This window comes from Pseudomonas sp. A6 (assembly GCF_052367875.1).
In the GTDB taxonomy this organism is placed as follows: domain Bacteria; phylum Pseudomonadota; class Gammaproteobacteria; order Pseudomonadales; family Pseudomonadaceae; genus Pseudomonas; species Pseudomonas citronellolis.
Genome location: NZ_CP198970.1, coordinates 6409237 through 6431429 on the forward strand (window position 1 = coordinate 6409237; position 22193 = coordinate 6431429).

Annotated in this window: 23 protein-coding genes and 1 pseudogene; 16 read left to right on the forward strand and 8 right to left on the reverse strand. The window is 67.9% G+C overall.

The annotated features are described in order from the left end of the window. Positions 1-70: 70 nt before the first annotated feature. On the reverse strand, positions 71-967 hold the full coding sequence (locus tag ACTWJ5_RS28245) for a LysR family transcriptional regulator (protein ID WP_444436989.1): 897 nt from the start codon (positions 965-967) through the stop codon (positions 71-73). A 113-nt stretch (positions 968-1080) separates the two neighbouring features. On the opposite strand from ACTWJ5_RS28245, the gene ACTWJ5_RS28250 reads away from it, so the two are divergent. The 3 genes from ACTWJ5_RS28250 to ACTWJ5_RS28260 all read left to right on the forward strand — a co-directional run bounded on the left by ACTWJ5_RS28250 (position 1081) and on the right by ACTWJ5_RS28260 (position 3638). After that, positions 1081-1686, forward strand: a complete 606-nt coding sequence (locus ACTWJ5_RS28250; protein ID WP_043268807.1) for a 3-mercaptopropionate dioxygenase — start codon at positions 1081-1083, stop codon at positions 1684-1686. Then, positions 1683-3266, forward strand: a complete 1584-nt coding sequence (locus ACTWJ5_RS28255) for a rhodanese homology domain-containing protein (RefSeq protein WP_444436990.1) — start codon at positions 1683-1685, stop codon at positions 3264-3266. The genes ACTWJ5_RS28250 and ACTWJ5_RS28255 overlap by 4 nt, the downstream gene beginning before the upstream one ends. A gap of 120 nt (positions 3267-3386) precedes the next feature. Further along, on the forward strand, positions 3387-3638 hold the full coding sequence (locus tag ACTWJ5_RS28260; RefSeq protein WP_074982868.1) for a hypothetical protein: 252 nt from the start codon (positions 3387-3389) through the stop codon (positions 3636-3638). Positions 3639-3644: 6 nt separating this feature from the next. On the opposite strand, the gene yedA is transcribed toward ACTWJ5_RS28260, so the two are convergent. Next, complete coding sequence (gene yedA, locus ACTWJ5_RS28265) at positions 3645-4532, reverse strand: drug/metabolite exporter YedA (protein WP_444439675.1); 888 nt, start codon at positions 4530-4532, stop codon at positions 3645-3647. A gap of 167 nt (positions 4533-4699) precedes the next feature. Between yedA and ACTWJ5_RS28270 the strand changes: the two genes are divergently transcribed. Together ACTWJ5_RS28270 and ACTWJ5_RS28275 are read left to right on the forward strand one after the other, a co-directional pair. Next, complete coding sequence (locus tag ACTWJ5_RS28270) at positions 4700-5146, forward strand: Lrp/AsnC family transcriptional regulator (protein WP_009613218.1); 447 nt, start codon at positions 4700-4702, stop codon at positions 5144-5146. Between the two features lie 195 nt (positions 5147-5341). Next, a protein-coding gene (locus ACTWJ5_RS28275) for an IS3 family transposase (RefSeq protein WP_112302876.1) occupies positions 5342-6504 on the forward strand; the annotation gives its coding sequence in 2 pieces (ribosomal slippage) (positions 5342-5597 and positions 5597-6504; 1164 coding nt in all). A 320-nt stretch (positions 6505-6824) separates the two neighbouring features. On the opposite strand, the gene ACTWJ5_RS28280 is transcribed toward ACTWJ5_RS28275, so the two are convergent. Next, the gene (locus ACTWJ5_RS28280) at positions 6825-8105 is read right to left on the reverse strand and encodes an acetyl-CoA C-acetyltransferase (RefSeq protein ID WP_074982866.1); all 1281 of its coding nucleotides are present in this window, start codon (positions 8103-8105) and stop codon (positions 6825-6827) included. 167 nt (positions 8106-8272) lie between these two features. Between ACTWJ5_RS28280 and ACTWJ5_RS28285 the strand changes: the two genes are divergently transcribed. After that, positions 8273-9628, forward strand: coding sequence for a 3-oxoacyl-ACP reductase (locus tag ACTWJ5_RS28285; protein ID WP_301501227.1), 1356 nt, complete (start codon positions 8273-8275; stop codon positions 9626-9628). Positions 9629-10070: 442 nt separating this feature from the next. Here ACTWJ5_RS28285 and ACTWJ5_RS28290 read toward each other — a convergent pair whose 3' ends face one another. Beyond that, on the reverse strand, positions 10071-11063 hold the full coding sequence (locus ACTWJ5_RS28290) for an AraC family transcriptional regulator (protein WP_043268798.1): 993 nt from the start codon (positions 11061-11063) through the stop codon (positions 10071-10073). 212 nt (positions 11064-11275) lie between these two features. Between ACTWJ5_RS28290 and ACTWJ5_RS28295 the strand changes: the two genes are divergently transcribed. The 9 genes from ACTWJ5_RS28295 (at position 11276) to ACTWJ5_RS28335 (ending at position 16151) form a co-directional block, all read left to right on the forward strand. Then, positions 11276-12133 carry a MaoC family dehydratase gene (locus ACTWJ5_RS28295; protein WP_074982862.1) on the forward strand — a complete coding sequence of 286 codons (858 nt, stop codon included), beginning with the start codon at positions 11276-11278 and terminating at the stop codon, positions 12131-12133. A 48-nt stretch (positions 12134-12181) separates the two neighbouring features. Beyond that, on the forward strand, positions 12182-12490 hold the full coding sequence (locus ACTWJ5_RS28300; protein WP_043318744.1) for a MazG-like family protein: 309 nt from the start codon (positions 12182-12184) through the stop codon (positions 12488-12490). After that, a complete protein-coding gene (locus ACTWJ5_RS28305) occupies positions 12483-13235 on the forward strand; it encodes a methyltransferase (RefSeq protein WP_074982859.1) in 753 nt (250 codons plus the stop codon). The genes ACTWJ5_RS28300 and ACTWJ5_RS28305 overlap by 8 nt, the downstream gene beginning before the upstream one ends. Before the next feature lie 58 nt (positions 13236-13293). After that, on the forward strand, positions 13294-13884 hold the full coding sequence (locus ACTWJ5_RS28310; RefSeq protein WP_058071695.1) for a DUF4136 domain-containing protein: 591 nt from the start codon (positions 13294-13296) through the stop codon (positions 13882-13884). Between the two features lie 120 nt (positions 13885-14004). Further along, positions 14005-14568: a DUF4136 domain-containing protein gene (locus ACTWJ5_RS28315; RefSeq protein WP_074982930.1), complete on the forward strand. Its 564-nt coding sequence runs from the start codon at positions 14005-14007 to the stop codon at positions 14566-14568. Next, positions 14565-15050 (forward strand): GNAT family N-acetyltransferase, encoded by a 486-nt coding sequence (locus ACTWJ5_RS28320; RefSeq protein ID WP_074982854.1) that lies wholly within the window; start codon positions 14565-14567, stop codon positions 15048-15050. Before ACTWJ5_RS28315 ends, ACTWJ5_RS28320 begins: the two co-directional genes overlap by 4 nt. Further along, positions 15037-15411 carry a DsrE family protein gene (locus tag ACTWJ5_RS28325; protein WP_043318751.1) on the forward strand — a complete coding sequence of 125 codons (375 nt, stop codon included), beginning with the start codon at positions 15037-15039 and terminating at the stop codon, positions 15409-15411. The genes ACTWJ5_RS28320 and ACTWJ5_RS28325 overlap by 14 nt, the downstream gene beginning before the upstream one ends. Further along, positions 15408-15872: a glycine cleavage system protein H gene (locus ACTWJ5_RS28330; protein ID WP_074982852.1), complete on the forward strand. Its 465-nt coding sequence runs from the start codon at positions 15408-15410 to the stop codon at positions 15870-15872. The genes ACTWJ5_RS28325 and ACTWJ5_RS28330 overlap by 4 nt, the downstream gene beginning before the upstream one ends. 72 nt (positions 15873-15944) lie before the next feature. Then, the gene (locus ACTWJ5_RS28335; RefSeq protein ID WP_009613244.1) at positions 15945-16151 is read left to right on the forward strand and encodes a hypothetical protein; all 207 of its coding nucleotides are present in this window, start codon (positions 15945-15947) and stop codon (positions 16149-16151) included. 7 nt (positions 16152-16158) lie between these two features. On the opposite strand, the gene ACTWJ5_RS28340 is transcribed toward ACTWJ5_RS28335, so the two are convergent. Beyond that, positions 16159-17784 carry a methyl-accepting chemotaxis protein gene (locus ACTWJ5_RS28340; protein WP_074982850.1) on the reverse strand — a complete coding sequence of 542 codons (1626 nt, stop codon included), beginning with the start codon at positions 17782-17784 and terminating at the stop codon, positions 16159-16161. A gap of 190 nt (positions 17785-17974) precedes the next feature. On the opposite strand from ACTWJ5_RS28340, the gene ACTWJ5_RS28345 reads away from it, so the two are divergent. Next, positions 17975-18649 (forward strand): M15 family metallopeptidase, encoded by a 675-nt coding sequence (locus ACTWJ5_RS28345; protein WP_083426807.1) that lies wholly within the window; start codon positions 17975-17977, stop codon positions 18647-18649. Positions 18650-19193: 544 nt separating this feature from the next. Here the strand turns inward: ACTWJ5_RS28345 and ACTWJ5_RS28350 are convergent. The 3 genes and pseudogenes from ACTWJ5_RS28350 to ACTWJ5_RS28360 all read right to left on the reverse strand — a co-directional run. Beyond that, positions 19194-19280, reverse strand: a pseudogene (locus ACTWJ5_RS28350) (LysR family transcriptional regulator); the annotation flags it as partial. Positions 19281-19288: 8 nt separating this feature from the next. Then, positions 19289-21574: an ATP-binding cassette domain-containing protein gene (locus tag ACTWJ5_RS28355; RefSeq protein WP_444436991.1), complete on the reverse strand. Its 2286-nt coding sequence runs from the start codon at positions 21572-21574 to the stop codon at positions 19289-19291. Beyond that, positions 21571-22035, reverse strand: a complete 465-nt coding sequence (locus ACTWJ5_RS28360; protein ID WP_074982848.1) for a MarR family winged helix-turn-helix transcriptional regulator — start codon at positions 22033-22035, stop codon at positions 21571-21573. The genes ACTWJ5_RS28355 and ACTWJ5_RS28360 overlap by 4 nt, the downstream gene beginning before the upstream one ends. Between the last annotated feature and the right edge of the window lie 158 nt (positions 22036-22193).

Below are 22193 nucleotides of genomic sequence, written 5' to 3' on the forward strand. Positions count from 1 at the left end.
AGACGACAGCGCTGCCGGGAGAGTCTGTTCGCGAGCAAGCTCGCTCCTACAGGGGGCGAATGAGTAAGACTCACCCCACCCGCATATCCAACCCATCAGCCACCGCATCGCCGAACAACCGCGCCGGCGCCTCCAGGTTGCCCAGCAAGCGCGGCCGCACCAGCCAGAGCTGGATCAGCGGCTGGAAATCCTCCAGCTGCAACACCCGCAGCTGCTCCCGATAACGGCTGCGCGCAAGAGCCGGCGCCGGCACCAACCCGAGGCCACGCCCCTCGGCAACCAGACCCAACTGCAGCTCGCTACCGAAGGTCTCCAGGTTCAGCTGCAAGCCCAACCCCTGGTCGGCCAGGGCGCGCTGCAGGCCGGCGCGGAAGCCGCAGCCGTCGGGGTTGAGCACCCAGCCGTGCTGGTAGCAGTCGAGCAGACGGCGGGCCTGCACGTCGTTGTCGCGGGCGGCCACCACGCACAGCTCCACGCGGCCCAGCGGCGTGGCGCCGAGGTCGTCGGGGAACACCTTGCTCGGCGGGAACAGCACCACCGCCGCGTCCAGCTCGGCGTTCTCCAGCCGCGCCAGCAGGTGGCTGCCCCAGCCGCTGCTGACCTGGGCGCGCAGCTCCGGGTACTCGCCGGCCAGGCGCCGCAGCGCTTCCAGCAGCACCACCTCGCCGATGCTCTGCGGCACGCCCAGGCGCAGCACGCCGCTGGGCGCGGTGTCGCTGGCCACCAGTTCGCGCAGCCCGTCCACCTCGCGCAGCACCCGGCGGCACTGCTCGTAGACGCGCAGGCCGGCGGCGGTGGGCTTGAGCGGCTTGGTGTTGCGGTCCAGCAGTTCCACGCCCAGGGCTTCCTCCAGGCTCTGTATCCGGCGGGTGATGGCCGACTGCGTCAGGCCCAGGCTCTCGGCGGCCTGGCTCAGGGAGGCGTTGCGGATCACCGCGACGAAGGCGTCGATGTCGTCGATCTTCATGGGGCTGGCACCAATTGCATTTCTCGCATATTAGCTTAGATTCAAAATGCATTTCAGGAATAAAAACGCGTTTGCTACCGTACAGCCAGAACCTTCCGGAGTGAATACGCCGCATGTCCGCCCCCCTGCGTTTCGACCGCCTGCGCCAGTTCATCGGCGACCTGGCCAGCCTGCTCGACGAACATCCCGACGAAGCCACCCTGCTCGCCAGCGCCCGCCCGCTGCTGGCCGAGCTGGTGCGCCATGACGACTGGCTGCCCGAGGCCTGCGCCCAGCCCGACGCGCAGCGCTACCAGCAGTACCTGCTGCACGCCGACTCGCAGCAGCGCTTCTCGGTGGTCAGCTTCGTCTGGGGTCCGGGCCAGCGCACGCCGGTGCACGACCACCGCGTCTGGGGCCTGATCGGCATGCTGCGCGGCGCCGAATACTCGCAGCCCTTCGCCTTCGCCGCCGACGGCAGCCTGCAGCCGGCCGGCGCGGCGCTGCGCCTGGAGCCGGGCGAGGTGGAGGCGGTGTCGCCGCGCATCGGCGACATCCACCAGGTCAGCAACGCCTTCGCCGACCGGCCGTCCATCAGCATCCACGTCTACGGCGCCAACATCGGCGCGGTGCGGCGTGCCGTCTATACCGCCGAGGGTGAAGAGAAGCCCTTCATCTCCGGCTATTCCAACAGCCAGTTGCCCAATATCTGGGACCTGTCGAAAGAGAACCCCGCATGAGCCAGATCGCCCGCCGTACCTTCCATGACCTCCGCGCCGCCCTCCTCGCCCGCCGCGAGCTGGCGCTGCTCGACGTGCGCGAGGAAGACCCCTTCGCCCAGGCGCACCCGCTGTTCGCCGCCTACCTGCCGCTGTCGAAGCTGGAGCTGGAGGTCTACGCCCGCGTGCCGCGCCGCGATACGCCGGTCACCGTCTACGACGACGGCGAAGGCCTGGCCGAAGTCGCCGCGCAGCGCCTGCTGGCGCTGGGCTACAGCGACGTGGCCGTGCTCGACGGCGGCCTGGCCGGCTGGCGCGCTGCCGGCGGCGAGCTGTTCAAGGACGTCAACGTGCCGAGCAAGGCCTTCGGTGAGCTGGTGGAAGCCGAGCGCCACACCCCGTCGCTGGCCGCCGAACAAGTGCAGGCCCTGCTCGATGCCAAGGCCGACGTGGTGGTGCTGGACGCCCGCCGCTTCGACGAATACCAGACCATGAGCATCCCCGGCGGCATCAGCGTGCCCGGCGCCGAGCTGGTGCTGCGCGTCGCCGAGCTGGCGCCCAGCCCGGCCACCCGCGTCATCGTCAACTGCGCCGGGCGCACCCGCAGCATCATCGGCACCCAGTCGCTGGTGAACGCCGGCATCGCCAACCCGGTGTCGGCGCTGCGCAACGGCACCATCGGCTGGACCCTCGCCGGCCAGCAACTGGAACACGGCCAGGCGCGGCGCTTCGGCGAAGTCTCCGCCGCCACCCGCGCAGCCGCCGCCCAGCGCGCCCGCGCCGTGGCCGACCGCGCGCGGGTGGCGCGCATCGACCTGGCCGGCCTGCGCCGGTGGCAGGCCGAAGGCGCGCGCACCACATACCTGTTCGACGTGCGCACCGCGGAGGAATACGAGGCCGGCCACCTGCCCGGCTCGCGCTCCACTCCCGGCGGCCAGCTGGTGCAGGAGACCGACCACGTCGCCAGCGTGCGCGGCGCGCGCCTGGTGCTGGTGGACGACGACGGCGCGCGCGCCAACATGAGCGCTTCCTGGCTGGCGCAGATGGGCTGGGAGGTGGCGGTGCTGGACGGCCTGTCCGCCGCCGACTTCAGCGAACGGGGCGCCTGGTCCGCACCGCTGCCGCAGCAACCGCAGGCCGAGACCATCGCCCCGCAGACCCTGGCCCAGTGGCTGCGCGAGCCGGGCACCCGGGTGCTCGACTTCACCGCCAGCGCCAACTACGTGAAACGCCACATTCCCGGCGCCGCCTGGGCCCTGCGCAGCCAGTTGAAAGAAGCGCTGGCGCAGCTGGGCACGGCCGAGCGCTACGTGCTCACCTGCGGCAGCAGCCTGCTGGCGCGCTTCGCCGTGCCGGAAGTGCAGGCCCTGAGCGGCAAGCCGGTGTTCCTGCTCGAAGGCGGCACCGCCGCCTGGGTCGCCGCGGGGCTGCCCACCGAGGAAGGCGAGAGCCTGCTCGCCGCGCCGCGCATCGACCGCTACCGCCGTCCCTACGAGGGCACCGACAACCCGCGCGAGGCCATGCAGGGCTACCTGGACTGGGAATTCGGCCTGGTCGAGCAGCTCGGCCGTGATGGCACCCACGGCTTTTTCGTCATCTGAAACCCCGCCATTTCGCGACGTCTGTCGGTGAGTGGCGAAAAAATGACCACCTGTCGGCTGTCCGGGAAAGTGATGGGAATTTTGACGTTCCGGGGTGTCTTAGCCTGCAGAGGTGCCACCATGAACGTCACCCACCGCTACGCCATCCACTACCGCCTGCGCGAACAGCCGCGCCGGCTGATCCACGAGTGGTCCGAGGAACCCAACGAATTCCTCGCCCTGCTCCAGGTGCTGCTGCACCTGGCGCAGGAGACCGGCGAAGACCCCACCGGGCTGACCGACGCCCCCCTGGACCCCAACCTGATCCCCAACCTGCGGCACAGCGCCGACCGCGTCGGCGTCAGCCGCGTGCGCATCGTCCCGATCAACTGAGCCGGCTCAGGCCGCCTCGCGCCGCCGCCACTGCGGCAGGCTGATCAACACCACCGCCCCGATGATCACCGCCATCGCCAGCGCCTCCGGCCAGCCGATGTGCTCGCCGGCGAACGCCACCCCGAGCAGCACGGCCACCGCCGGGTTGACGAAGGCATAGCTGGTGGCCGCCGCCGGCCGCACGTTGGCCAGCAGGTAGACGTAAGCGCTGAAGGCGATGATCGAACCGAACACCACCAGGTAGCCCAGCGCCAGCCAGCCGCGCACATCCAGCATCTGCTGCAGGTGCTCGCCGGAAAGCTGGCTGCCCAGCAGCAGCGCGGCGCCGCCCACCAGCATCTCCAAGGCGCTGGCCATGGGCCCGGCCGGCAGGTCCAGACGCCGGCTCCACACTGAACCGAAGGCCCAGGCCGCGGCGGCGAAGAGAATCAGCGCGGCGCCCGCCGGGCTGCCCTGCAGGTTGGAGCCGAGGTTGAGCAGCACGATGCCGCACAGCCCAAGGCCGATGCCGCTCCACTCCAGCAGGCTGTTGCGCTGGCCGAACAGGCGCGCGAACACCAGGGTGAACAGCGGCACCGTAGCCACAGCCAGGGCGGCCACGCCCGAAGCCACGCCCCAGTGCTCGGCCACCGTCACCCCGCCGTTGCCGCAGCTGAGCAGGAGCACGCCGATGGCCCCGGCGTTCAGCCACTGCCGCCCGCTGGGCAGCGGCGCGCCGCGGTACAGCGCCCAGGCCAGCAGCAGCGTCCCGGCGATGACGAAGCGGCAGCCGGCCATGAGCATCGGCGGCCAGCTTTCCACGCCGATGCGGATCACCAGGTAGGTCGAGCCCCAGATGAAATAGAGGGCGAAGAAGGCGGCGATCAGCGTCAGCGAAACGCGGGCTTTGGGCATGGGCATGACGGACATGGCAGAGGGCTCGACAAGTGGGTCGTAGCGTCTCATTTTATTAAGTGCTTTCAGGCCTTATAAGGCACAGAAAACGCATTATCTGGCGGAACACTTTTCTTTCGATGGATTTTCAAACGCAAAGCCATCGATTCGACAGACGAGAGAAACCGATGGACAAATACGACCGCGCACTGCTCGCCGCCCTGCTGGAAAACGGCCGCCTGTCCTTCGCCGAACTGGCCCGGCGCATCAACCTCTCGCCCCCGGCGGTGGCCGACCGCGTGGCGCGCCTGGAGGCCGACGGCGTGATCACCGGCTACCACGCCAGCGTAGACCTGACCAAGCTCGGCCGCCCGATCCAGTGCCTGATCGAACTGCGCCTGAACGACCACCGCGGCGCCCTGCAACTGCAACGCCTGACGGAAATCCCCCAGGTGCTCGACTGCTACCGGGTGACCGGCGAATCCTGCGTGATGCTGCGGGTGACGGTGACCAGCACCGCCGAGCTGGAAGAGCTGATCGACCAGTTGGCCCAGCACGGGGCGAGCAAGACTTCGCTGGTGCTGTCCACGGCGCTGGATGGGCGGGTGCATCCGGCGATGTTGCAGGGGGGATGAAAGGCTGAGGGCTGGGGGCTGAGGGCTTTTCGTAGGAGCGAGCTTGCTCGCGAATGGTGCTTGCCGGCGGGCTTGGGAGGTGGGCTTTAGAGCACCCTCTCCCTAACCCTCTCCCTGAAGGGAGAGGGGACTGTAGTGGTCTACTAACCCCGGACACCCATTTAGGCGAGAATGCTCGCCACAGAGAGGTGTCCGATGACCAAGCAACGCCGTACCTTTACCCCTGAGTTCAAGCGCGAAGCTGCCTGCCTGGTGCTCGATCAAGGCTACAGCCATGCCGAAGCGGCCCGTTCGCTCGGCTTGGTCGAGTCGGCCCTACGCCGATGGGTTAATCAGCTTCAGCAGGAGCGCGGCGGCGTTACGCCGGCCAGCAAAGCGTTGACGCCAGAGCAGCAAAAAATCCAAGAGTTGGAAGCCCGGATCACGCGCCTTGAACGCGAGAAATCGATACTAAAAAAGGCTACCGCGCTCTTGATGTCGGAAGATCTCGAGCGTACGCGCTGATCCGCCAGCTCAGCGACCATGAGCCCGTTGATTGTTTGTGCGAAGTGTTCGAAGTCACTCGCTCAAGTTACTACGCACATCGTCACAGAAGGCGAACTCCGGACGTTGAACGACTGCGGTTGCGCAGTCGAGTGAATGAGTTGTTTACGCGAGGTCGAAGTGCGCCCGGCAGCCGTACCATCATGGCAATGATGCAAGAAGAAGGTGAGCAAATCGGGCGGTTCAAGGTCCGCAGCCTGATGCGTGAGCTGGCGTTGATCAGTAAGCAGCCAGGATCACATGCGTACAAAAAGGCCACAGTGGAGCGGCCAGATATTCCGAACACCTTGAACCGAGCGTTTGATGTCGAAGCGCCAAATCAGGTCTGGTGTGGAGACATCACTTACGTCTGGGCACAGGGCAAATGGCACTATCTGGCGGTTGTCCTGGATCTGTATGCACGCAGAGTGGTTGGTTGGGCCTTATCAGAAAAGCCGGATGGAGACCTGGTGGTCAAAGCGCTGGACGTCGCCTACGAACAACGTGGAAAGCCTCAAGGACTCCTGTTCCACTCCGACCAGGGATCGCAATATGGCAGCCGTCAGTTCCGCCAGAGACTGTGGCGCTACCGCATGCGCCAGAGCATGAGCCGCCGAGGCAACTGTTGGGATAATGCACCGATGGAGCGAGTATTTCGCAGTTTGAAATCAGAGTGGATACCGACCACGGGCTACCTGACCGGGCAGCAAGCTCAACGAGACATTGGCCAATACCTGATGGGCCACTACAACTGGATCCGGCCGCATCAGTTCAACGATGGACTGGCTCCAGCGAAAGCTGAAGAAAAACTTAAAACCGTGTCCGGGATGAGTTGACCACTACAGACTGTTCGGAGCGCTTGGATGCTCTGGAGTCAGCCGGCAACCTCGGCGATTTCCGGCTGAAACCACTTCCTCTCTCGGCACGGACTAGCCCCCTCTCCCTTCAGGGAGAGGGCTGGGGAGAGGGGGACGGAGTCGACCTGAGACGATAGCGCTGCCGGGAGAGGCTGTTCGCGAGCAAGCTCGCTCCTACGAAAAGCCAAAGCCCCCACCCTGCGCGCAAAAAAAGAGGCGGCACCGCTCGCACGGCACCGCCTTAAGTCACGGAGTTGCTGTTACATCGTGGGCCGGCCACAGCCGCCCGATGTATTGGATTACTTTTCCACGATCGCGGTCACACCTTGCCCGCCCGCCGCGCAAATCGAGATCAGCCCGCGCCCTTTCCCGGCCGCGTCCAGCAGCTTGGCCAGGTTGGCGACGATGCGACCGCCGGTGGCGGCGAAGGGATGGCCGGCGGCCAGGGAGCTGCCCTTGACGTTGAGCTTGCTGCGGTCGATCGAGCCCAGCGGCGCGTCCAGGCCGAGGCGGGTCTTGCAGTATTCCGCGTCCTCCCAGGCCTTGAGGGTGCACAACACCTGGGCGGCGAAGGCCTCGTGGATCTCGTAGTAGTCGAAATCCTGCAGGCTCAGGCCGTTGCGCGCCAGCAGCCGCGGCACGGCGTAGACCGGGGCCATCAGCAGGCCTTCTGCGCCCTCGCCGACGAAGTTCACCGCCGCCGCCTCGCCGTCGCGCAAATACGCCAGGATCGGCAGGCCGCGTGCCTTGGCCCAGTCCTCGCTGGCCAGTAGCACCACCGATGCACCGTCGGTCAGCGGGGTGGAGTTGGCTGCCGTCAGGGTGCCGCGCGGGCCCCTCTCGAACACCGGCTTGAGGGTGCCGAGCTTCTCCAGGTTGATGTCCGGGCGCAGGTTCTGGTCGCGGGTCAGGCCGCGGAACGGCGTCATCAGGTCGCTCTGCCAGCCCTCGGCGTAGGCCGCGGCCAGCTTGATGTGGCTTTCGTAGGCGAGCTTGTCCTGCTCGTCGCGGGGAATCTGCCAGGTCTGCGCCATCAGCTCGCAGTGCTCGCCCATGGACAGCCCGGTGCGCGGCTCGCCGTTCTTCGGGATGTGCGGCAGCAGGTGGCGCGGGCGGATCTTCAGCAGGCTCTTGAGCTTGTCGCCGTTGGACTTGCCGCGGTTGGCCTCCAGCAGGATGCGCCGCAACCCCTCGTTGACGCCGATGGGCGCGTCGGAGGTGGTGTCCACGCCGCCGGCGATGCCGCAGTCGATCTGCCCCAGGGCGATCTTGTTGGCCACCAGGATCGCCGCCTCAAGGCCGGTGCCGCAGGCCTGCTGGACGTCGTAGGCCGGGGTCTGCGGGGCCAGGCGGGTGCCCAGCACGCATTCTCGGGTGAGGTTGAAGTCCCGCGAGTGCTTGAGCACCGCGCCGGCCACCACCTCGCCCAGGCGTTCGCCGTGCAGGTTGTAGCGCTCGATCAGGCCGTCGAGGGCGCAGGTCAGCATCTCCTGGTTGCTCGCCGTGGCGTAGACGGTGTTGGAGCGGGCGAAGGGAATACGGTTGCCGCCGACGATGGCGACCCGTCGGGTCTGGGTCATGCAAGGCTCCTTGCGGGCTGAGCGGGTTCTGGCGCACAGGCTAACCTTAGCCGGTCCCGTCGCATTGGCCGCCCCGCCATGGCGCAGGTCAGCGCGGTCAATTGCGCGGAACCGGTGCCTGCGTAGAGTGGTCGGCACTTCGAGTATCCGTGCAGGAGCCCCCGTCCATGACCGATCGCTACATCGCCTTCGCCAACTCCAACGTCGGCCGCCGCCTGGTCGGCGCCTTCGGCCTGCCCGCGCCGGTACGCCTGGAACGCTGGAGCGCCGGGCGCACCCGGCCGGTGGACGGCGCCCTGTTGCTGGGCGGGGCGGGCAACCTGGGCGAGGCCGTGCTGGGCTTCAGCCAGCGCCTGACCGACGCCGTCTACGCCGCCGTGGAAGGCCAGTACGGCCTGCCGCGCTGGACCGCCGAGCACGGCCCGAAGCTCAAGGCGATGGTGTTCGACGCCAGCGGCCTGAGCGGCTTCGAGCAACTGATCGAACTGCGCGACTTCTTCCAGGCCGCCCTCAAGGGCCTGGACCTGTGCCCCCACGTGGTCATCCTCGGGCGCGCCCCGGAATCGCTGAAAGACCCCGTCGCCGCCAGCGTGCAGCGCAGCCTGGAGGGCTTCAGCCGCTCCCTGGGCAAGGAGATCCGCCGCGGCGGCAACGTGCAGCTGCTGTACGTCGGCAAGGGCGCGGAAGACCAGCTCGAAGGCGCCCTGCGCTTCTTCCTCTCGCCCAAGAGCGCCTACGTGTCCGGCCAGGTGATCCGCCTTTCCGCCTACGCCGGCCAGGTGCAGGACTGGAGCCGCCCACTGGTGGGCAAGCGCGCCCTGGTCACCGGCGCGGCCCGCGGGATTGGCGCGGCCATCGCCGAAACCCTGGCCCGCGACGGCGCCGAGGTGGTGTTGCTGGATGTGCCGCCGGCCAAGGACGCCCTCGACGCCCTGGCCGCGCGCCTGGGCGGCAAAGGCGTGGCCCTGGACATCTGCGCGCCGGACGCCGGCGAGAAGCTGGTGGAAGCGCTGCCCGAAGGCGTGGACATCGTGGTGCACAACGCCGGCATCACCCGCGACAAGACCGTGGCGAAGATGAGCGAGGCGTTCTGGAACTCGGTGATCGACGTCAACCTCAAGGCCCCGCAGGTGCTCACCCAGGCCCTGCTCGACGCCGGCAAGCTGCGCGACGACGGCCGCGTGGTGCTGCTGGCCTCCATCAGCGGCATCGCCGGCAACCTCGGGCAGACCAACTACGCGGTGAGCAAGGCCGGCCTGATCGGCCTGGCCCAGGCCTGGGCCCCGGCCCTGGGCAAGAAGGGCATCAGCATCAACGCGGTGGCCCCGGGCTTCATCGAGACGCAGATGACCGCGGCCATCCCCCTGACCATCCGCGAGGCCGGCCGGCGCATGAACTCCATGGGCCAGGGCGGCCTGCCCCAGGACGTGGCCGAGGCCGTGGCCTGGTTCGCCCAGCCGGGCAGCGGGGCGGTGAGCGGGCAGGTGTTGCGGGTTTGCGGGCAGAGTTTGCTTGGGGCGTGAGGGTGGCGATGATGTGCCGGCTTTGCCGGGGGGATCGCGGATGAATCCGCTCCTGCACCTCCAGGGAAGCACGGCTTTTCGTAGGATGGTGTTGAGCGAAGCGATACCCATCACCACGGCAGCATGGGTATCGCAAACTCAACCCATCCTACGAAGAGCACCTCGGCGCAAGACAGTTGCCCCTACGATCGTGCTTCCACACGATGACGCCAAACCCACCTGTAGGAGCGCGCCCTGCGCGCGATTCGCGGGCAGGGCCCGCTCCTACAAGGTTAATGCCGAACCTTCGCCCCACGCCGGACAGGCCCGCGGGGCGCGCAGCCGAGGGCTGGGGAGAGGGCGCTCTTCAGGACAAACACCAAAGCCACCGGCAGAACAGCGTTCGCGAGCAAGCTCGCTCCTACGAAAAGCCATGCCCTCCCGTCGCGAGGTTCTTCCCCCCTCAAACCTTCCCGCGCTTGCGGAACTCCACCGGCGTCTCCCCCACCCAGCGCTTGAAGGCGCGGTAGAAGGTACTCGGCTCTGAGAACCCGGTGCGCTCGACGATCACCTCGATACGCTCGTCGGTCTTCAGCAGCAGCTCCTTGGCCAGCCGGCAGCGGTAGTCGGTGACCAGGTCGTTGAAGCGCACCCCGGCCATGGCCAGGCGCTCGCGCAGGCGCCGGGCCGGCATGTCCAGGCGTGCCGCCACCTGCTCCAGGGTGGCGCCGCCGTCCACCAGCAGCTCGCCGATCAGCTCGCGCACCTTGCGCACCAGGTCCAGGCGTTCCACCTCGGCCAGTTGCCGGCGCGCCAGCGACTCGTGCATGCGCAGCAGTTCCGGCGCGGCGTGGCGCGAGGGCTTGTCCAGCACCGCGGCGTCGAAGACCAGCGCGTAGCGCTCTGCCCCCAGGCGCACCGGGCAGCCATAGACCTGGCGATAACGTTCGGCAGGGGCGCCCTCGCCGTGCATCAGCTCCACTTCGTGGGGCCTGAAGTCGCCCTCGGTGAGCGCGTGGAACAGGCGGATCACCGCGCCGGCGAGCATTTCCGGGAAGTGCCGGTTGGTTCCGGCGCTGTGGCCGAGCAGCAGCACGGCGCGCTCGCCCTCCACTTCCAGGCGGGCGTTGAGGGTGTCGGAGAGCAAGCGCACGTAGCGCAGGGCGTGGCGCAGGCCCTCGCCGAAGGTGGCGCTGGAGAGGAACAGGTATTCCAGCAGCAGGCCGTGGAAGGCCGGCAGGTGCCCGGCCAGGTACAGGCCGACGTGCTCCTCGCCGCATTCCTCGGCGGCGGCCTTCCAGAACAGGTTCTGCGCACTATGCGGGAAGCGCCCGGCCGGCAGGGCGCCCGGCGGCAGGCCAACCCGGGCGAGCACACGGTCGGGATCGCTGCCGCTGGCGCGCAGCGCGTCGATCACCGGGCGCATCAGCGCCACATCGTCGGTCAGATCGTGCATGGTATTTATTCTGGTTATCCATGAAGCGGGCCCATCTTAGGCAGCTTTCCTACCGCCTCTCAAGTAACACGCCATGGCAGCGGTCGAATTATCCACAAGCCCCATGCCAGAGCCGCCAATTGACCGGCCTGCCGCCACGCCGCCCCGCCCCGGCCAATGCCCGGCCGGGCCCGGCGGCTAAGCTGAAGGCAATACCGCTCAGGAGATTCCGAATGCCCAAAGACTGGCTGGACCTGTCCGCCCCACCCGCCCTGCCCGGCCTGTTCCTGCGCGCCGCCGTGCGCCGCGGCCTGCGCGGCCGCAGCCTGCCCACCCGCGGCGTGCGCGCGCCGGTGATGGTCGACGCCCGGCACCTGGAGCGCTACCGCCAGGTGTGCGGCTTCAGGAACGACCACCTGCTGCCGCCGACCTACCCGCACATCCTCGCCTTCGGCCTGCAGATGGGCCTGCTCACCGACGCCCGCTTCCCCTTCCCGCTGCTGGGCCTGGTGCACCTGGAGAACCGTATCAGCGTATTGCGCCCGCTCGGCGGCCTGGGCCCGTTCCAGGCCAGCGTGCGGGTGGCCGACCTGCAGCCCCACGACAAGGGCGTGACCTTCAGCCTGATCACCCAGCTGCACGACCAGCTCGGCCTGCTCTGGGAAGGCGACAGCCGCCTGCTGTTCCGCGGCATGCGCCTGGAAGGCACGCCGCCGGAACGCGAGGAACAGCCCGAGCTGCCGCTGGAGCAGATCGACCACTGGCAATGCCCGGCGGACATCGGCCGGCGCTACGCCCGCGTGGCCGGCGACTACAACCCCATCCACCTGTCGGCGGCCAGCGCCAGGCTGTTCGGCTTCCCCCGCGCCATCGCCCATGGCCTGTGGAACAAGGCGCGCAGCCTGGCGGCCCTGGGCGAGCGCCTGCCGGCGGCCGGCTACCAGGTGGAAGTGCGCTTCCAGAAGCCGGTGCTGCTGCCCTCCAGCGTCACCCTGCTGGCCAGCGAGGTGGCCCCGGCCGGGCAGTTCGCCCTGCGCGGCGAGGACGGCCTGCCGCACATGGCCGGCGCCTGGAAACCGCTCGACGCTTGATGCGGCGCCGCTGAAGCCGGAAGCTATGGGGCTCCCAAGGAGCCCCCGATGAACCTCGACGAACTCACCGCGCGCCTGCACGCGATCCGCGACCACAACGATTGGAAGCGCTTCCACAGCCCGAAGAACCTGGCCATGGCCGCCAGCGTGGAAATGGCCGAGCTGGTGGAAATCTTCCAGTGGCTGAGCGAGGACGAGTCGCGCCAGCTGCCCGCCGACAAGCTCGCCCACGCAGGCCAGGAGGTCGGCGACATCGTTCTCTACCTGCTGCTGCTCTGCGCCGAACTGGGCCTGGACATGGACCAGGTGGTGCGCGCCAAGCTGGCCGACAGCGAAAGGCGCTTCGTGCATGGCTGACCGGCATTTCGACGAACTGGCCACGCGCTTCGCCGAGAAGATCTACGGCGGCGCCAAAGGCGCCATCCGCCTGGCCGTGCTGCAGGCCGACCTGGCCGAAGCGCTGCCCGAGCGCCCGCTGCGCGTGCTCGACATAGGCGCCGGCCTGGGCCACATGGCGCTGTGGCTGGCCGAGCGCGGCCACCAGGTGACCCTCGCCGAACCCGCCGCGCCCATGCTCGAAGGCGCCCGCCAGCGCTTCGCCGAGGCCGGCCGCGCGGCCACCTTCATCGAGGCGCCCTGGCAGGCGCTGCTCGGCCAGCTCGACGAACCCTACGACCTGGTGCTGTGCCACGCCGTGCTGGAATGGCTGGCCGAGCCCCAGGCCATCCTCCCCGTGCTGCACCTGCTGACCGCCCGCGACGGCTGGCTGTCGCTGGCCTTCTACAACCGCGACGCGCTCATCTACCGCAACCTGCTCAAGGGCCACTTCCGCAAGCTGCGCAAGCAGCGCTTCGCCGGCGAAGGCCAGAGCCTGACGCCGCAGCAGCCGCTGGACCCGCGCGAGCTGGAAGCGGCCATGGCGGACGCCTGGAACATCGAGGCACGCAGCGGTGTGCGGGTGTTCCACGACTACATGCCGCAGGAATTCCAGCACAAGGCCGAGCCCCTGGACCTAGTGGAAATGGAACTGGCCTACCGCCGCCACCCGGCCTTCGCCGGCCTGGGGCGCTACCTGCACTGGCTGTGCCGCCCGCGCGAATAGGTGCACAATCGCCCCATCACCGTCGTCGCCCGCGCCCCGGCGCGGGCGGGAGCCCCGCATGTCGCCACGCCTGATCCTGCTGCCGCTGCTCGCCGCGCTGGCCGCCTGCCAGAGCCAGAATCCCTACACCAACCAGTCGCTGCCGCCGCCCCCGGTGCCAGCCCAGGCCAGCGCCCCGGGCTTCGATCCCGGCGCCTACCCGGCCGCGCCGCCGGACTACGGCCGCTACCGCTCGTGGAACTGGACCGGCGCGCCCAGCGGCGCCACCACCTACGGCAGCTCGCTGCAGGACGCGGTCAGCGAAGGCCTCGACCAGGTCGGCCTGCGCCCGGCGCGCCCTGGCGCCACGCCGGACCTGCGCGTGAGCGCGCGGGTCAGCAGCGAGCAGCGCACCCGCCAGGTCACCGACTACTACGGCGGCGGCTACTACGGCGGCTGGAACGATCCCTGGTACGGCGCCTCCATCCCGGTGACGCGGACCTACATAGTGCAGGTCAACGTGGTGCGCATCGAACTCTACGACGCCCGCGACAACCACGCCGTCTGGGTGGCCTCGGCCGAATACCAGCCCAGCGGCAACCAGAGCGAACAGGCCCGCGGGCTGCGCGAAGCGGTGCGCAAGGCGTTGTCGGGCTACCCGCCGCACTGAGGCGCTTGTCCGGCTTTCCTGCCAGAAAACTGCGGAATAGGGCCATTTCGAGGCATTCCGCCACTTGCCTTTGCGCACGCTCTGAGCTTCGATGAAGACTCTGTCTGGAGTATGCCGATCATGATCCGCCGTCTGTTGTTGCTGGGCCTGCTGCTGGGCCTGGCCGCCTGTGAGACCGTCAACCTCAACCGCGACTACGATTCCAGCCGCGATTTCGCCGCGTACCGCAGCTGGGCCTGGGCGCAACCGGCCTTCGAATACCGCCCGGACGACCCGCGCATCAAGAGCGACCTCACCGAGCAGCGCATCCGCTCGGCGGTGGCCGACCAGCTCGACCAGCGCGGCCTGCGCCCGACTCAGGGCAGCGCCGCGCCCGACGTGACGGTGCGCGCCTACCTGATCGTCGACCAGCGCCAGGACCAGGTCACCACCTACACCGGCGGCTACTGGAACGGTTATTGGGGCGGCTACTGGGGCGGCCCGGCGATGGCCGAGTCGCGCACCGTGACCTACAAGGTCGCCACCATCCAGGTCGACCTGCTCGACGGCAAGGACGGCAAATTGGTGTGGCGCGGCAGCGGCGAGCAGATCATGCGCAGCAGCCCGCCGACCCCGGCCGAGCGCGAAGCGGCGATCCGCGAGACCGTGCAGAAGGTCCTCGCCCAGTACCCGCCACGCGGATGAGCCTGCAGCATCGCCCCGTGGAAGCCGGCGACCTCGCCGAGGTGGCCGGCTTCGTACGTGATGCCGACGAGCTTTTCTACGCCTACCCCAAGGCCCGGTGGCCGTTCAGTGTCGAACAGCTGGCCGCCGCCGTGGCCGAGCGCCGCGCCAGTACCCTGGCCCTGCTCGACGGCCGCGCCGCCGGCTTCGCCAACTTCTACCAGAGCCTGCCCGGCGAGTACTGCGCGCTGGGCAACATGATGGTCGCGCCCTGGGCCCGCGGGCACGGCGTGGCGCGCTACCTGATCGGCGTCATGGAAGACCTCGCCCGGCGTGACTACGCTGCACCGCTGATGAAAATCTCCTGCTTCAACGACAACGCCGGCGGCCTGCTGCTCTACGCCGGCCTGGGCTATCGCCCGGTAGGCATCGTCGAGCGCCAGACGCCGGACGGCCGCCGCGTGGCCCTGGTGCAGATGGAGAAAGCCCTTGGACCAGCCTGACATCCAGCGCGTGCTGATCATCGTCAGCAGCGGCCCGAGCACCCCGGCGCGCTGCGCCGCGCCCTTCTACACCGCCACCCTGCTGGCCTGCATGGACGCCGAGGTGACGCTCTTCCTCAGCGGCGAGGGCGTGCAACTGGCGCGCCAGGACGTGGTGGACAACCTCTACGCCGCCCCTGGCGGCGAACCGCTCAGCCACTTCATCCAGCAGGCCAAGGAAGCCGGCGCGCGCCTGCTGATGTGCCGCGCCCCCGGCGTGCCCATCGACGAAAGCGCGCTGATCGGCGAAATCGACGAAATCGCCAGCGGCGGCGAACTGGCGCGGATGATCCTCGAATACGACCGGGTGCTGACCCTGTGAAACTGCATGGCCTGGAATTCCCCGACGACCTGCTCTACGCCCCGGACTACAACCTGTGGCTGCGCGAAGAAGCCGACGGCGCCGTGACCCTCGGCCTGAGCGCCTATGGCTGCGCGCTCTACGGGCAGATCTTCGCCTTCACCCCCAAGCGCGACGGCTGGCACATCGAGCACGACCGCAGCTTCGGCGTGGTGGAGTTCGCCAAGGCCGCCTCTTCGGCCCGCTGCCCGCTGGCCGGCACCCTGCTGGTAAGCAACGAGGAAGTGCAGCGCCGCCCCGGGCTGATCAACCTCGACTGCTACGGCGAAGGCTGGATGGTGCGCCTGCGCCCGGACGACTGGGCCGCCGCCAAGGCCGGCTTCGTCAGCGGCCAGGCGGCGCTGGAGGCCTTCGCCGAACGCATGCGCCTGGATGCCTTCGACCCCGAGGGCAACGACGTCCAGGCCCTGCGCCGCGACTGAGCTTAAGCCAGCCATAATCTTCGCCGGCCTAGGCTGTGCGATCCGCAAGCTCCCCCACAGAAGGAGTCCACCATGCCCCGGCTTCCCGCGCTCGTCCTCGCCCTGCTCGCCCTCTCCGGCTGTGCCGGGCAGAGCAGCTACAACCTCGGCGCCATCGAGTCGCCGGTGAAGGAATCCTTCGGCCTCGACGACGTCGAACGGCAGCCCATGATGGGCGCGCAGTTCCAGCAACAGGGCGGCTTCTCGTCCCAGCAGCAGCGCCTGCTGATGGGCCAGTAAGGGCGCCCTAGTCCACCCGGAAGCCCGCCAACTGCTGCTGTTGCTCGACCGCCAGGCGCGCCAGCTCCAGGCTCGCCGCGGCGCTCTGCTCGGCGTTCTCCACCACGCTCTGGATGCTGTCGTTGAGCTGGGTGATGTTCTGGCTGATCTCATGGGCCACCGCCGTCTGCTCCTCGGTGGCGGTGGAAATCTGCGCGTTGCCGTCGGCGATGCGGTCGATGGCATTGGCGATGTGCCGCAGCGCCTCGCCGGACTCGCGCGAATGCCGCACGCTGTCCCCGGCCCGCTCGCGGGATTCCTGCATCACGCCCACCGCCTGGCGCGCGCCGCTCTGCAGCGAATCGATCATGCCGCGGATCGACTCGGTGGCCTTCTGCGTGTTGCTCGCCAGGCTGCGCACCTCGTCGGCCACCACGGCGAACCCGCGCCCGGCCTCGCCGGCCCGCGCCGCCTCGATGGCGGCGTTGAGCGCCAGCAGGTTGGTCTGCTCGGCGATGCTCTGGATCACCCCCAGCACGCTGCCGATCTCGTCGCTCTGGCTGTGCAGGCGGTCGATCACCTCGGCGCTCTCCTGCACCGCCTGCGACAGACGCTCGATGGCGCCCAGGTTGGCCTCCACCAGCTCGGTGCCCTGATGCGCCTCGCGGCGCACGTCCTCGGCCACCCGCGCCATGTCCAGGGCGTTCTCCGCCACCTGCTGCACCGCGGCGCTCATCTCGTGCACGGCGGTGGCGACCATGGCGGTCTGGTCGCCCTGGCCGTTGGCGGCATCGCTGACCTGGGCGCTGATGGCGCTCATCTCCTCCGACGCGCTGGCCAGCTGCACCGAGGCGCCGCCCAGGTGGCGGATCAGCCGCTGGAAGTGTTCGAGCATGGTGTTGAAGGCCTGGGCGGTCTGCGCCAGCTCGTCGCGGCCCACGGCCTCGGCGCGCAGGCTCAGGTCGGAATTGCGCTGCACCGTGGCGATGGTCCGGCCCAGTTGTTCCAGCGGGCGGTTGATCGAGCGGCTGACCAGCAGGCTGAACAGCAGCATGCCGACCAGCACCACCACGGCGATGGCCACGAAGCTGGCCTTCATCGCCTGGTAACGCGCGGTGGAGGCCTGGCTCAGCCTTTCGCCCTCGCGGACCTGCAGCTGGGCCAGCTCCTCCAGCGCATCCCCCAGCGGGTCGAAGGCCGCATACAGGCGCCGGATGAAGCCGGCGTCGCTCTCGCCGCGCAGGCTGCCGTCGGTCTGCGCCTGCAGCGCGTCCACCAGCTTGTCCACCGCGGCCATGCGCGCGCGGATGCCGGCCACCATCTGCTGCTCGGCATCGGTCATCTTGCTGTCCTGCACCAGGCGCCAGGAGTCCGCGATGGTCTTGCGCGCCCCGCCGATGGCGCCGCGCAAATCGTCCACGTCGATCACCCCGGAGCGGTACTTGTGCAGCGCATCCACCATGTTCACCGCATAGGCGTTGGAGATCAGGTTGAGCCGGTTCACCGGGCGCATGCGGTCGTTGAACAGCTCGTCGAAATCATCGTTGAGCCGGTCGGCGTTGTACGCCGCCAGCGCCATCACCCCGGCCAGCACCAGCAGGGGCAGGAACGCCAGCGACAGCAGGCGGGTACGTACGCGGATCTGGTTGAGCATCGCATCTCTCCTGGGCTGCTCGAACTCGTGCGCGGACCGCACAACCGCGATCCGCTCGTCTCGGCGAATGGATCGGCCCACCCGGGAGGAACTGGACCTGAGGATTGAGTAGGAAAAATCCCGCCATTTCGAGAGATGCGTCCCAGGAAAGGGCTGCTAGGGTGAAAGAAACCCCACGCCCGGAGGCCGGATGCTCCGCCACGCCCTCGCCCTGCTCCTGCTGCTGGCCAGCCTCGGCGCCAACGCCGACCAGCCGGCGCAACCCGGCTTCGTCTACCTCGACCAGGTGCTGCAGCACGCCCATTACGAAGCGCGCTACTACAGCGGCGACAACTTCGTCGGCAGCCGCATCGACGGCTACGAAAGCCCACGGGTGATCCTCACGAAGGAAGCGGCCACGGCCCTGGCCGAGGTGGAACGCGACGTCGCCCTGAGCGGCCTGCAACTGAAACTCTTCGACGGCTACCGCCCGCAACGCGCCGTGGCCCACTTCCAGCGCTGGGCCGCAGACCTGGCCGACACCCGCACCAAGGACCGCTACTACCCGCACCTGGACAAGGCGGCACTGTTCCGCGACGGCTACATCGCCAAGAAATCCGCCCACTGCCGCGGCAGCACGGTGGACCTCACACTGGTCGATGCCAGGACCGGCCAGGAACTGGACATGGGCAGCCACTTCGACTTCTTCGGCCCCATCTCCCACCACGGCACCAACCTGATCACCGTGCAACAGACGCGCAACCGCGAAACCCTGCGCAGCGCCATGCAACGCCACGGCTTCGAACCCTACGCCAACGAGTGGTGGCACTACACGTTGAAGCAAGAGCCCTACCCCAACACCGCCTTCGACTTCCCCGTGAAATAGCTAGCGCACGCTTTTCGTAGGAGCGAGGGGGACGCCTAGTTCTTGCTCACGAACCGCCCAAACTCCGCAATCACCGGATAACACGTTCGCGAGCAAGCTCGCTCCTACAGTCAACCCCTCAACCAGGACACCCCATGACCCAGCCCCCACCTTCGACGGCCAACGCTGGAGCAACGCCGAAGCCGACCGCCACCTGATCTTCCGCAACTGGCTGCGCAGCCATCCGCATACCAGCACCTCAAGGAACGGCTCGCCGAGCAGTTCGCTACCGACCGCAAGGCCTACAAGCAAGGCAAGGACGAGCTAGTGGCACGGATACTGGGCAAGGCCCTGCACCAACGACAGGCACAGGGCAGCGACTCAGGCGGGCGGGTACAGGGAGCCAGAACGTAGGATGGGTTGAGCGCAGCGATACCCATGCGGCCGACGTTCTTGTTGATGCCGCAGAGTTGCGCAGCCCTGCGTACCGCCAGACTCTGGACCAGAGTCTCGGGATAGGCTTGCCAGAGGTGAGGTTTTCGCAGTCGCGCCATCGGTGTGCCCGTCGCTCGATATGTAAACGCTCAGCAGCCCGTGAGAAGCGTAGTTCTTCGGCCGCGACCAGGAAGCAGCGCAAGTGCCGAAGCTCCATGTCTCACCTCACCGCGTCCCGGACAAATGGCGCCGAAGAAATGGCCCCGTCACGGATTCCGGATCGCTGATCATCGCTGCGGGCAAACCCTCGAAAATGATCCGCCCGCCTTGCTTGCCTGCTCCCGGCCCCATCTCGATCAACCAGTCGGCATGAGCCATGACATCCAGGTTGTGCTCAACCACGATGACGGTGGCGCCTCGCTGCGTGAGACCGTCGAGAATGGCAAGCAGCCGATCGACATCAGACATATGCAGACCGGATGTAGGCTCGTCGAAGACGTACAGGCTGCCTTCCTCCGCCAATCTGGACGCCAGTTTCAAACGCTGGCGTTCGCCGCCGGACAGGGTGCTCAAGCGCTGTCCCAGCGTCAGATAGCCCAGCCCCACTTTGGAGAGCCGCTGCAAGGGTTCGGAAATGTCCCGGCAGGACTGGAAATGCCGCAGCGCCTGCTCCACCGATAAGGCCAGAACCTGGGCGATATTGCAGCCCTGCCAGGTGATCGCGCGTGCCGCCTCGTTGAACCCCGTGGCGCCACAGGCATCGCACGGCGTTTCCACGCTGTCCATGAAAGCAAGGTCGGTCTGGACCAGCCCCAGGCCCTTGCAGGCCGGACAAGCGCCCTGGGCATTGCTGCTGAACAGGCTGGCGGGTTGGCCGCTGGGCTTCGCAAAGCCCGCGCGAATCTCGTCGAGCACGCAGACGTAGCTTGCCACCGACGAACGCCGCGTTCCTCCCAGGCCTTTCTGATCGATCAGGATGGCCTGCGGGCAATGGCGCGGCAGCAGGCGGTTGACGAGCGTGCTTTTACCGGAGCCGGCAACGCCCGTCACTACGCTCAGCACGCCCGTGGGTATGGATACGCTGACATCGCGCAGGTTGTGCAGCGAAAGGCCATGCAAGGCGATCTGCCCCGTCGGCGCGCGCGGCTCGCGTTTCAGGGGGGTGGCCCGTCGCAGGTAACGCCCCGTCAGGGTATCGGCCTGCCGCAGACCTGCGTAGTCGCCCTGGTACACCACCTGGCCGCCATCCTTCCCGGCGCCAGGCCCCATGTCCACCACATGATCGGCAATGGCGATGACGTCCGGGTCGTGCTCCACCACCAGGACGGTGTTGCCCTTGTCGCGTAGTCCACGCAGCAAGGTGTTGAGTTGGTGGACATCGCGCGGATGCAACCCCACGCTGGGCTCGTCGAAGATGTAGGCGATGTCGGCCAGGCTGCTGCCCAGGTGGCGAACCATCTTCACGCGCTGGGATTCCCCACCCGACAAACTGGCGGTCTCCCGGCCCAGGCTGAGGTAGTCCAGGCCGATGGCGCGCATCTGTTCCAGTCTTTCGACGATGGCTGCCAGCACCGTCGCAACGGATTCGGCGCCGATCGTCCGGATGAAGGCCAACAGGTCGGCAATCTCCAGGCTGGCGCAGTCCGCGATGGACTTGCCGTTGATCTTGCAGGACAGGATGGCCGGATTGAGCCGCGCGCCCCCGCAGTCCGGGCAGCGCTGGCGTGTGATGACGCGGGCAAGCCCCTCGCGCTCGGCGGGGGTCAGGCGGCTGGGCTCATGGTCCAGATAGGCGCGCCGAAAGCGCGGAACAACACCCTGAAACCGCGCCGATGACGGCCATCCGGGCAGCGGACTGCTCACGGCAAGATCGTCGGCATACAGCAGCGTCTGCCATTCGTCCGGGCTGTAGTCGGCCAGCGGCTTGTCACAATCGAACAGGCCGGAGCAGGCATAGCGTTTCCAGCGGAACGTGCCGCGGGCAAATGTGGGGAATCGGATCGCCCCCTGGTTCAGGGACTTGCTGCAGTCGAACAGAAGGTCAAGGCCCAGCTCGTCCACCCAGCCCAGCCCCTGGCAGGTCGGGCACATCCCCTGCGGGTGATTGAACGAGAACACATTCGAGTAGCCCACGAAAGGCTGGCCCAGGCGCGAGAACAGCAGCCGCAGCAACGGCTGTATGTCGGAGGCCGTCCCTACCGTCGAGCGCGCATTGCCGCCCAGCGGTTTCTGATCGACCACGATGGATGCTGGCAGATTGCGCAAGGCGTCGGCCTGCGGCTGGCCGTAGTGCGGCAGCCGGTGCCGCACGAAGGCGCTGTGGCTTTCGTTGAGCTGGCGCTGGGACTCGGCCGCGATCGTGTCGAACACCAGTGAGGACTTCCCCGAGCCGGATACGCCGGTGAACACCGTAAGGCAGTGCTTGGGAACCTTCAGGGTGACGCTGCACAGGTTATTGTTGCGCGCGCCGATGATCTCCATGTCGCGGTACGGGGTGTGTACGGGGCTCACGGGCGCGTTTCCTGTTCGGCGTCATGCGCGGTCAATGCCGCGCTGACCTTCTCGCAAAGCTCCGTAAACATGGCCTGCTCACCGGGCGTCAGCGCGGCCATGGCGCACTGTGCCGCGTCGCGCCTGCCTGTGGCGGCGCGCACGAGGAAGTCGCGCCCTCGCCGCGTCAACGCGGTGACCTGCTCGCGACGGTCCCCGTCGCCCTGCATTTGCTCCACCAACTTGAGGTCCTTGAGCACGCGCAGGGACTTGGAGATGCCGGTACGCGCCGCGCCCAACTTGTCACCCAGCAGCGAGGGTGTCATGGGGCCTTGCAGGCGCAGCAGTTCCAGAATGTCGTACTGGGCCCAACTCACCGCCTCGGGCGTGTAGCGGGTGCGTCGCGCCACGAGGATGCACTGGAGGTGCGAGAGTGCATTCTCCAGAGCACCGGGTTCTTCGTCGGGCTGAACTGTGGTCATGGAAATACAACAAGTTGCTTTAATGCAACTTGACTCAAGTGGATTCAGGTATATTTTACACATATGGTTTCCATATGGAAATCATATGTGTAATCTGTGCTGCCTCCCCAACTGCCAAGAAACCACGCCACCGCGCACTGGGGCGGCAGCTTGCCGCC

Coding starts and splice junctions, on each gene's coding strand:
- ACTWJ5_RS28245 (WP_444436989.1), bottom strand. CDS start 967: ATGAAGATCGACGACATCGACGCCTTCGTCGCGGTGATCCGCAACGCC.
- ACTWJ5_RS28250 (WP_043268807.1), top strand. CDS start 1,081: ATGTCCGCCCCCCTGCGTTTCGACCGCCTGCGCCAGTTCATCGGCGAC.
- ACTWJ5_RS28255 (WP_444436990.1), top strand. CDS start 1,683: ATGAGCCAGATCGCCCGCCGTACCTTCCATGACCTCCGCGCCGCCCTC.
- ACTWJ5_RS28260 (WP_074982868.1), top strand. CDS start 3,387: ATGAACGTCACCCACCGCTACGCCATCCACTACCGCCTGCGCGAACAG.
- yedA (WP_444439675.1), bottom strand. CDS start 4,532: ATGCCCAAAGCCCGCGTTTCGCTGACGCTGATCGCCGCCTTCTTCGCC.
- ACTWJ5_RS28270 (WP_009613218.1), top strand. CDS start 4,700: ATGGACAAATACGACCGCGCACTGCTCGCCGCCCTGCTGGAAAACGGC.
- ACTWJ5_RS28280 (WP_074982866.1), bottom strand. CDS start 8,105: ATGACCCAGACCCGACGGGTCGCCATCGTCGGCGGCAACCGTATTCCC.
- ACTWJ5_RS28285 (WP_301501227.1), top strand. CDS start 8,273: ATGACCGATCGCTACATCGCCTTCGCCAACTCCAACGTCGGCCGCCGC.
- ACTWJ5_RS28290 (WP_043268798.1), bottom strand. CDS start 11,063: ATGCACGATCTGACCGACGATGTGGCGCTGATGCGCCCGGTGATCGAC.
- ACTWJ5_RS28295 (WP_074982862.1), top strand. CDS start 11,276: ATGCCCAAAGACTGGCTGGACCTGTCCGCCCCACCCGCCCTGCCCGGC.
- ACTWJ5_RS28300 (WP_043318744.1), top strand. CDS start 12,182: ATGAACCTCGACGAACTCACCGCGCGCCTGCACGCGATCCGCGACCAC.
- ACTWJ5_RS28305 (WP_074982859.1), top strand. CDS start 12,483: ATGGCTGACCGGCATTTCGACGAACTGGCCACGCGCTTCGCCGAGAAG.
- ACTWJ5_RS28310 (WP_058071695.1), top strand. CDS start 13,294: ATGTCGCCACGCCTGATCCTGCTGCCGCTGCTCGCCGCGCTGGCCGCC.
- ACTWJ5_RS28315 (WP_074982930.1), top strand. CDS start 14,005: ATGATCCGCCGTCTGTTGTTGCTGGGCCTGCTGCTGGGCCTGGCCGCC.
- ACTWJ5_RS28320 (WP_074982854.1), top strand. CDS start 14,565: ATGAGCCTGCAGCATCGCCCCGTGGAAGCCGGCGACCTCGCCGAGGTG.
- ACTWJ5_RS28335 (WP_009613244.1), top strand. CDS start 15,945: ATGCCCCGGCTTCCCGCGCTCGTCCTCGCCCTGCTCGCCCTCTCCGGC.
- ACTWJ5_RS28340 (WP_074982850.1), bottom strand. CDS start 17,784: ATGCTCAACCAGATCCGCGTACGTACCCGCCTGCTGTCGCTGGCGTTC.
- ACTWJ5_RS28345 (WP_083426807.1), top strand. CDS start 17,975: ATGCTCCGCCACGCCCTCGCCCTGCTCCTGCTGCTGGCCAGCCTCGGC.
- ACTWJ5_RS28360 (WP_074982848.1), bottom strand. CDS start 22,035: ATGACCACAGTTCAGCCCGACGAAGAACCCGGTGCTCTGGAGAATGCA.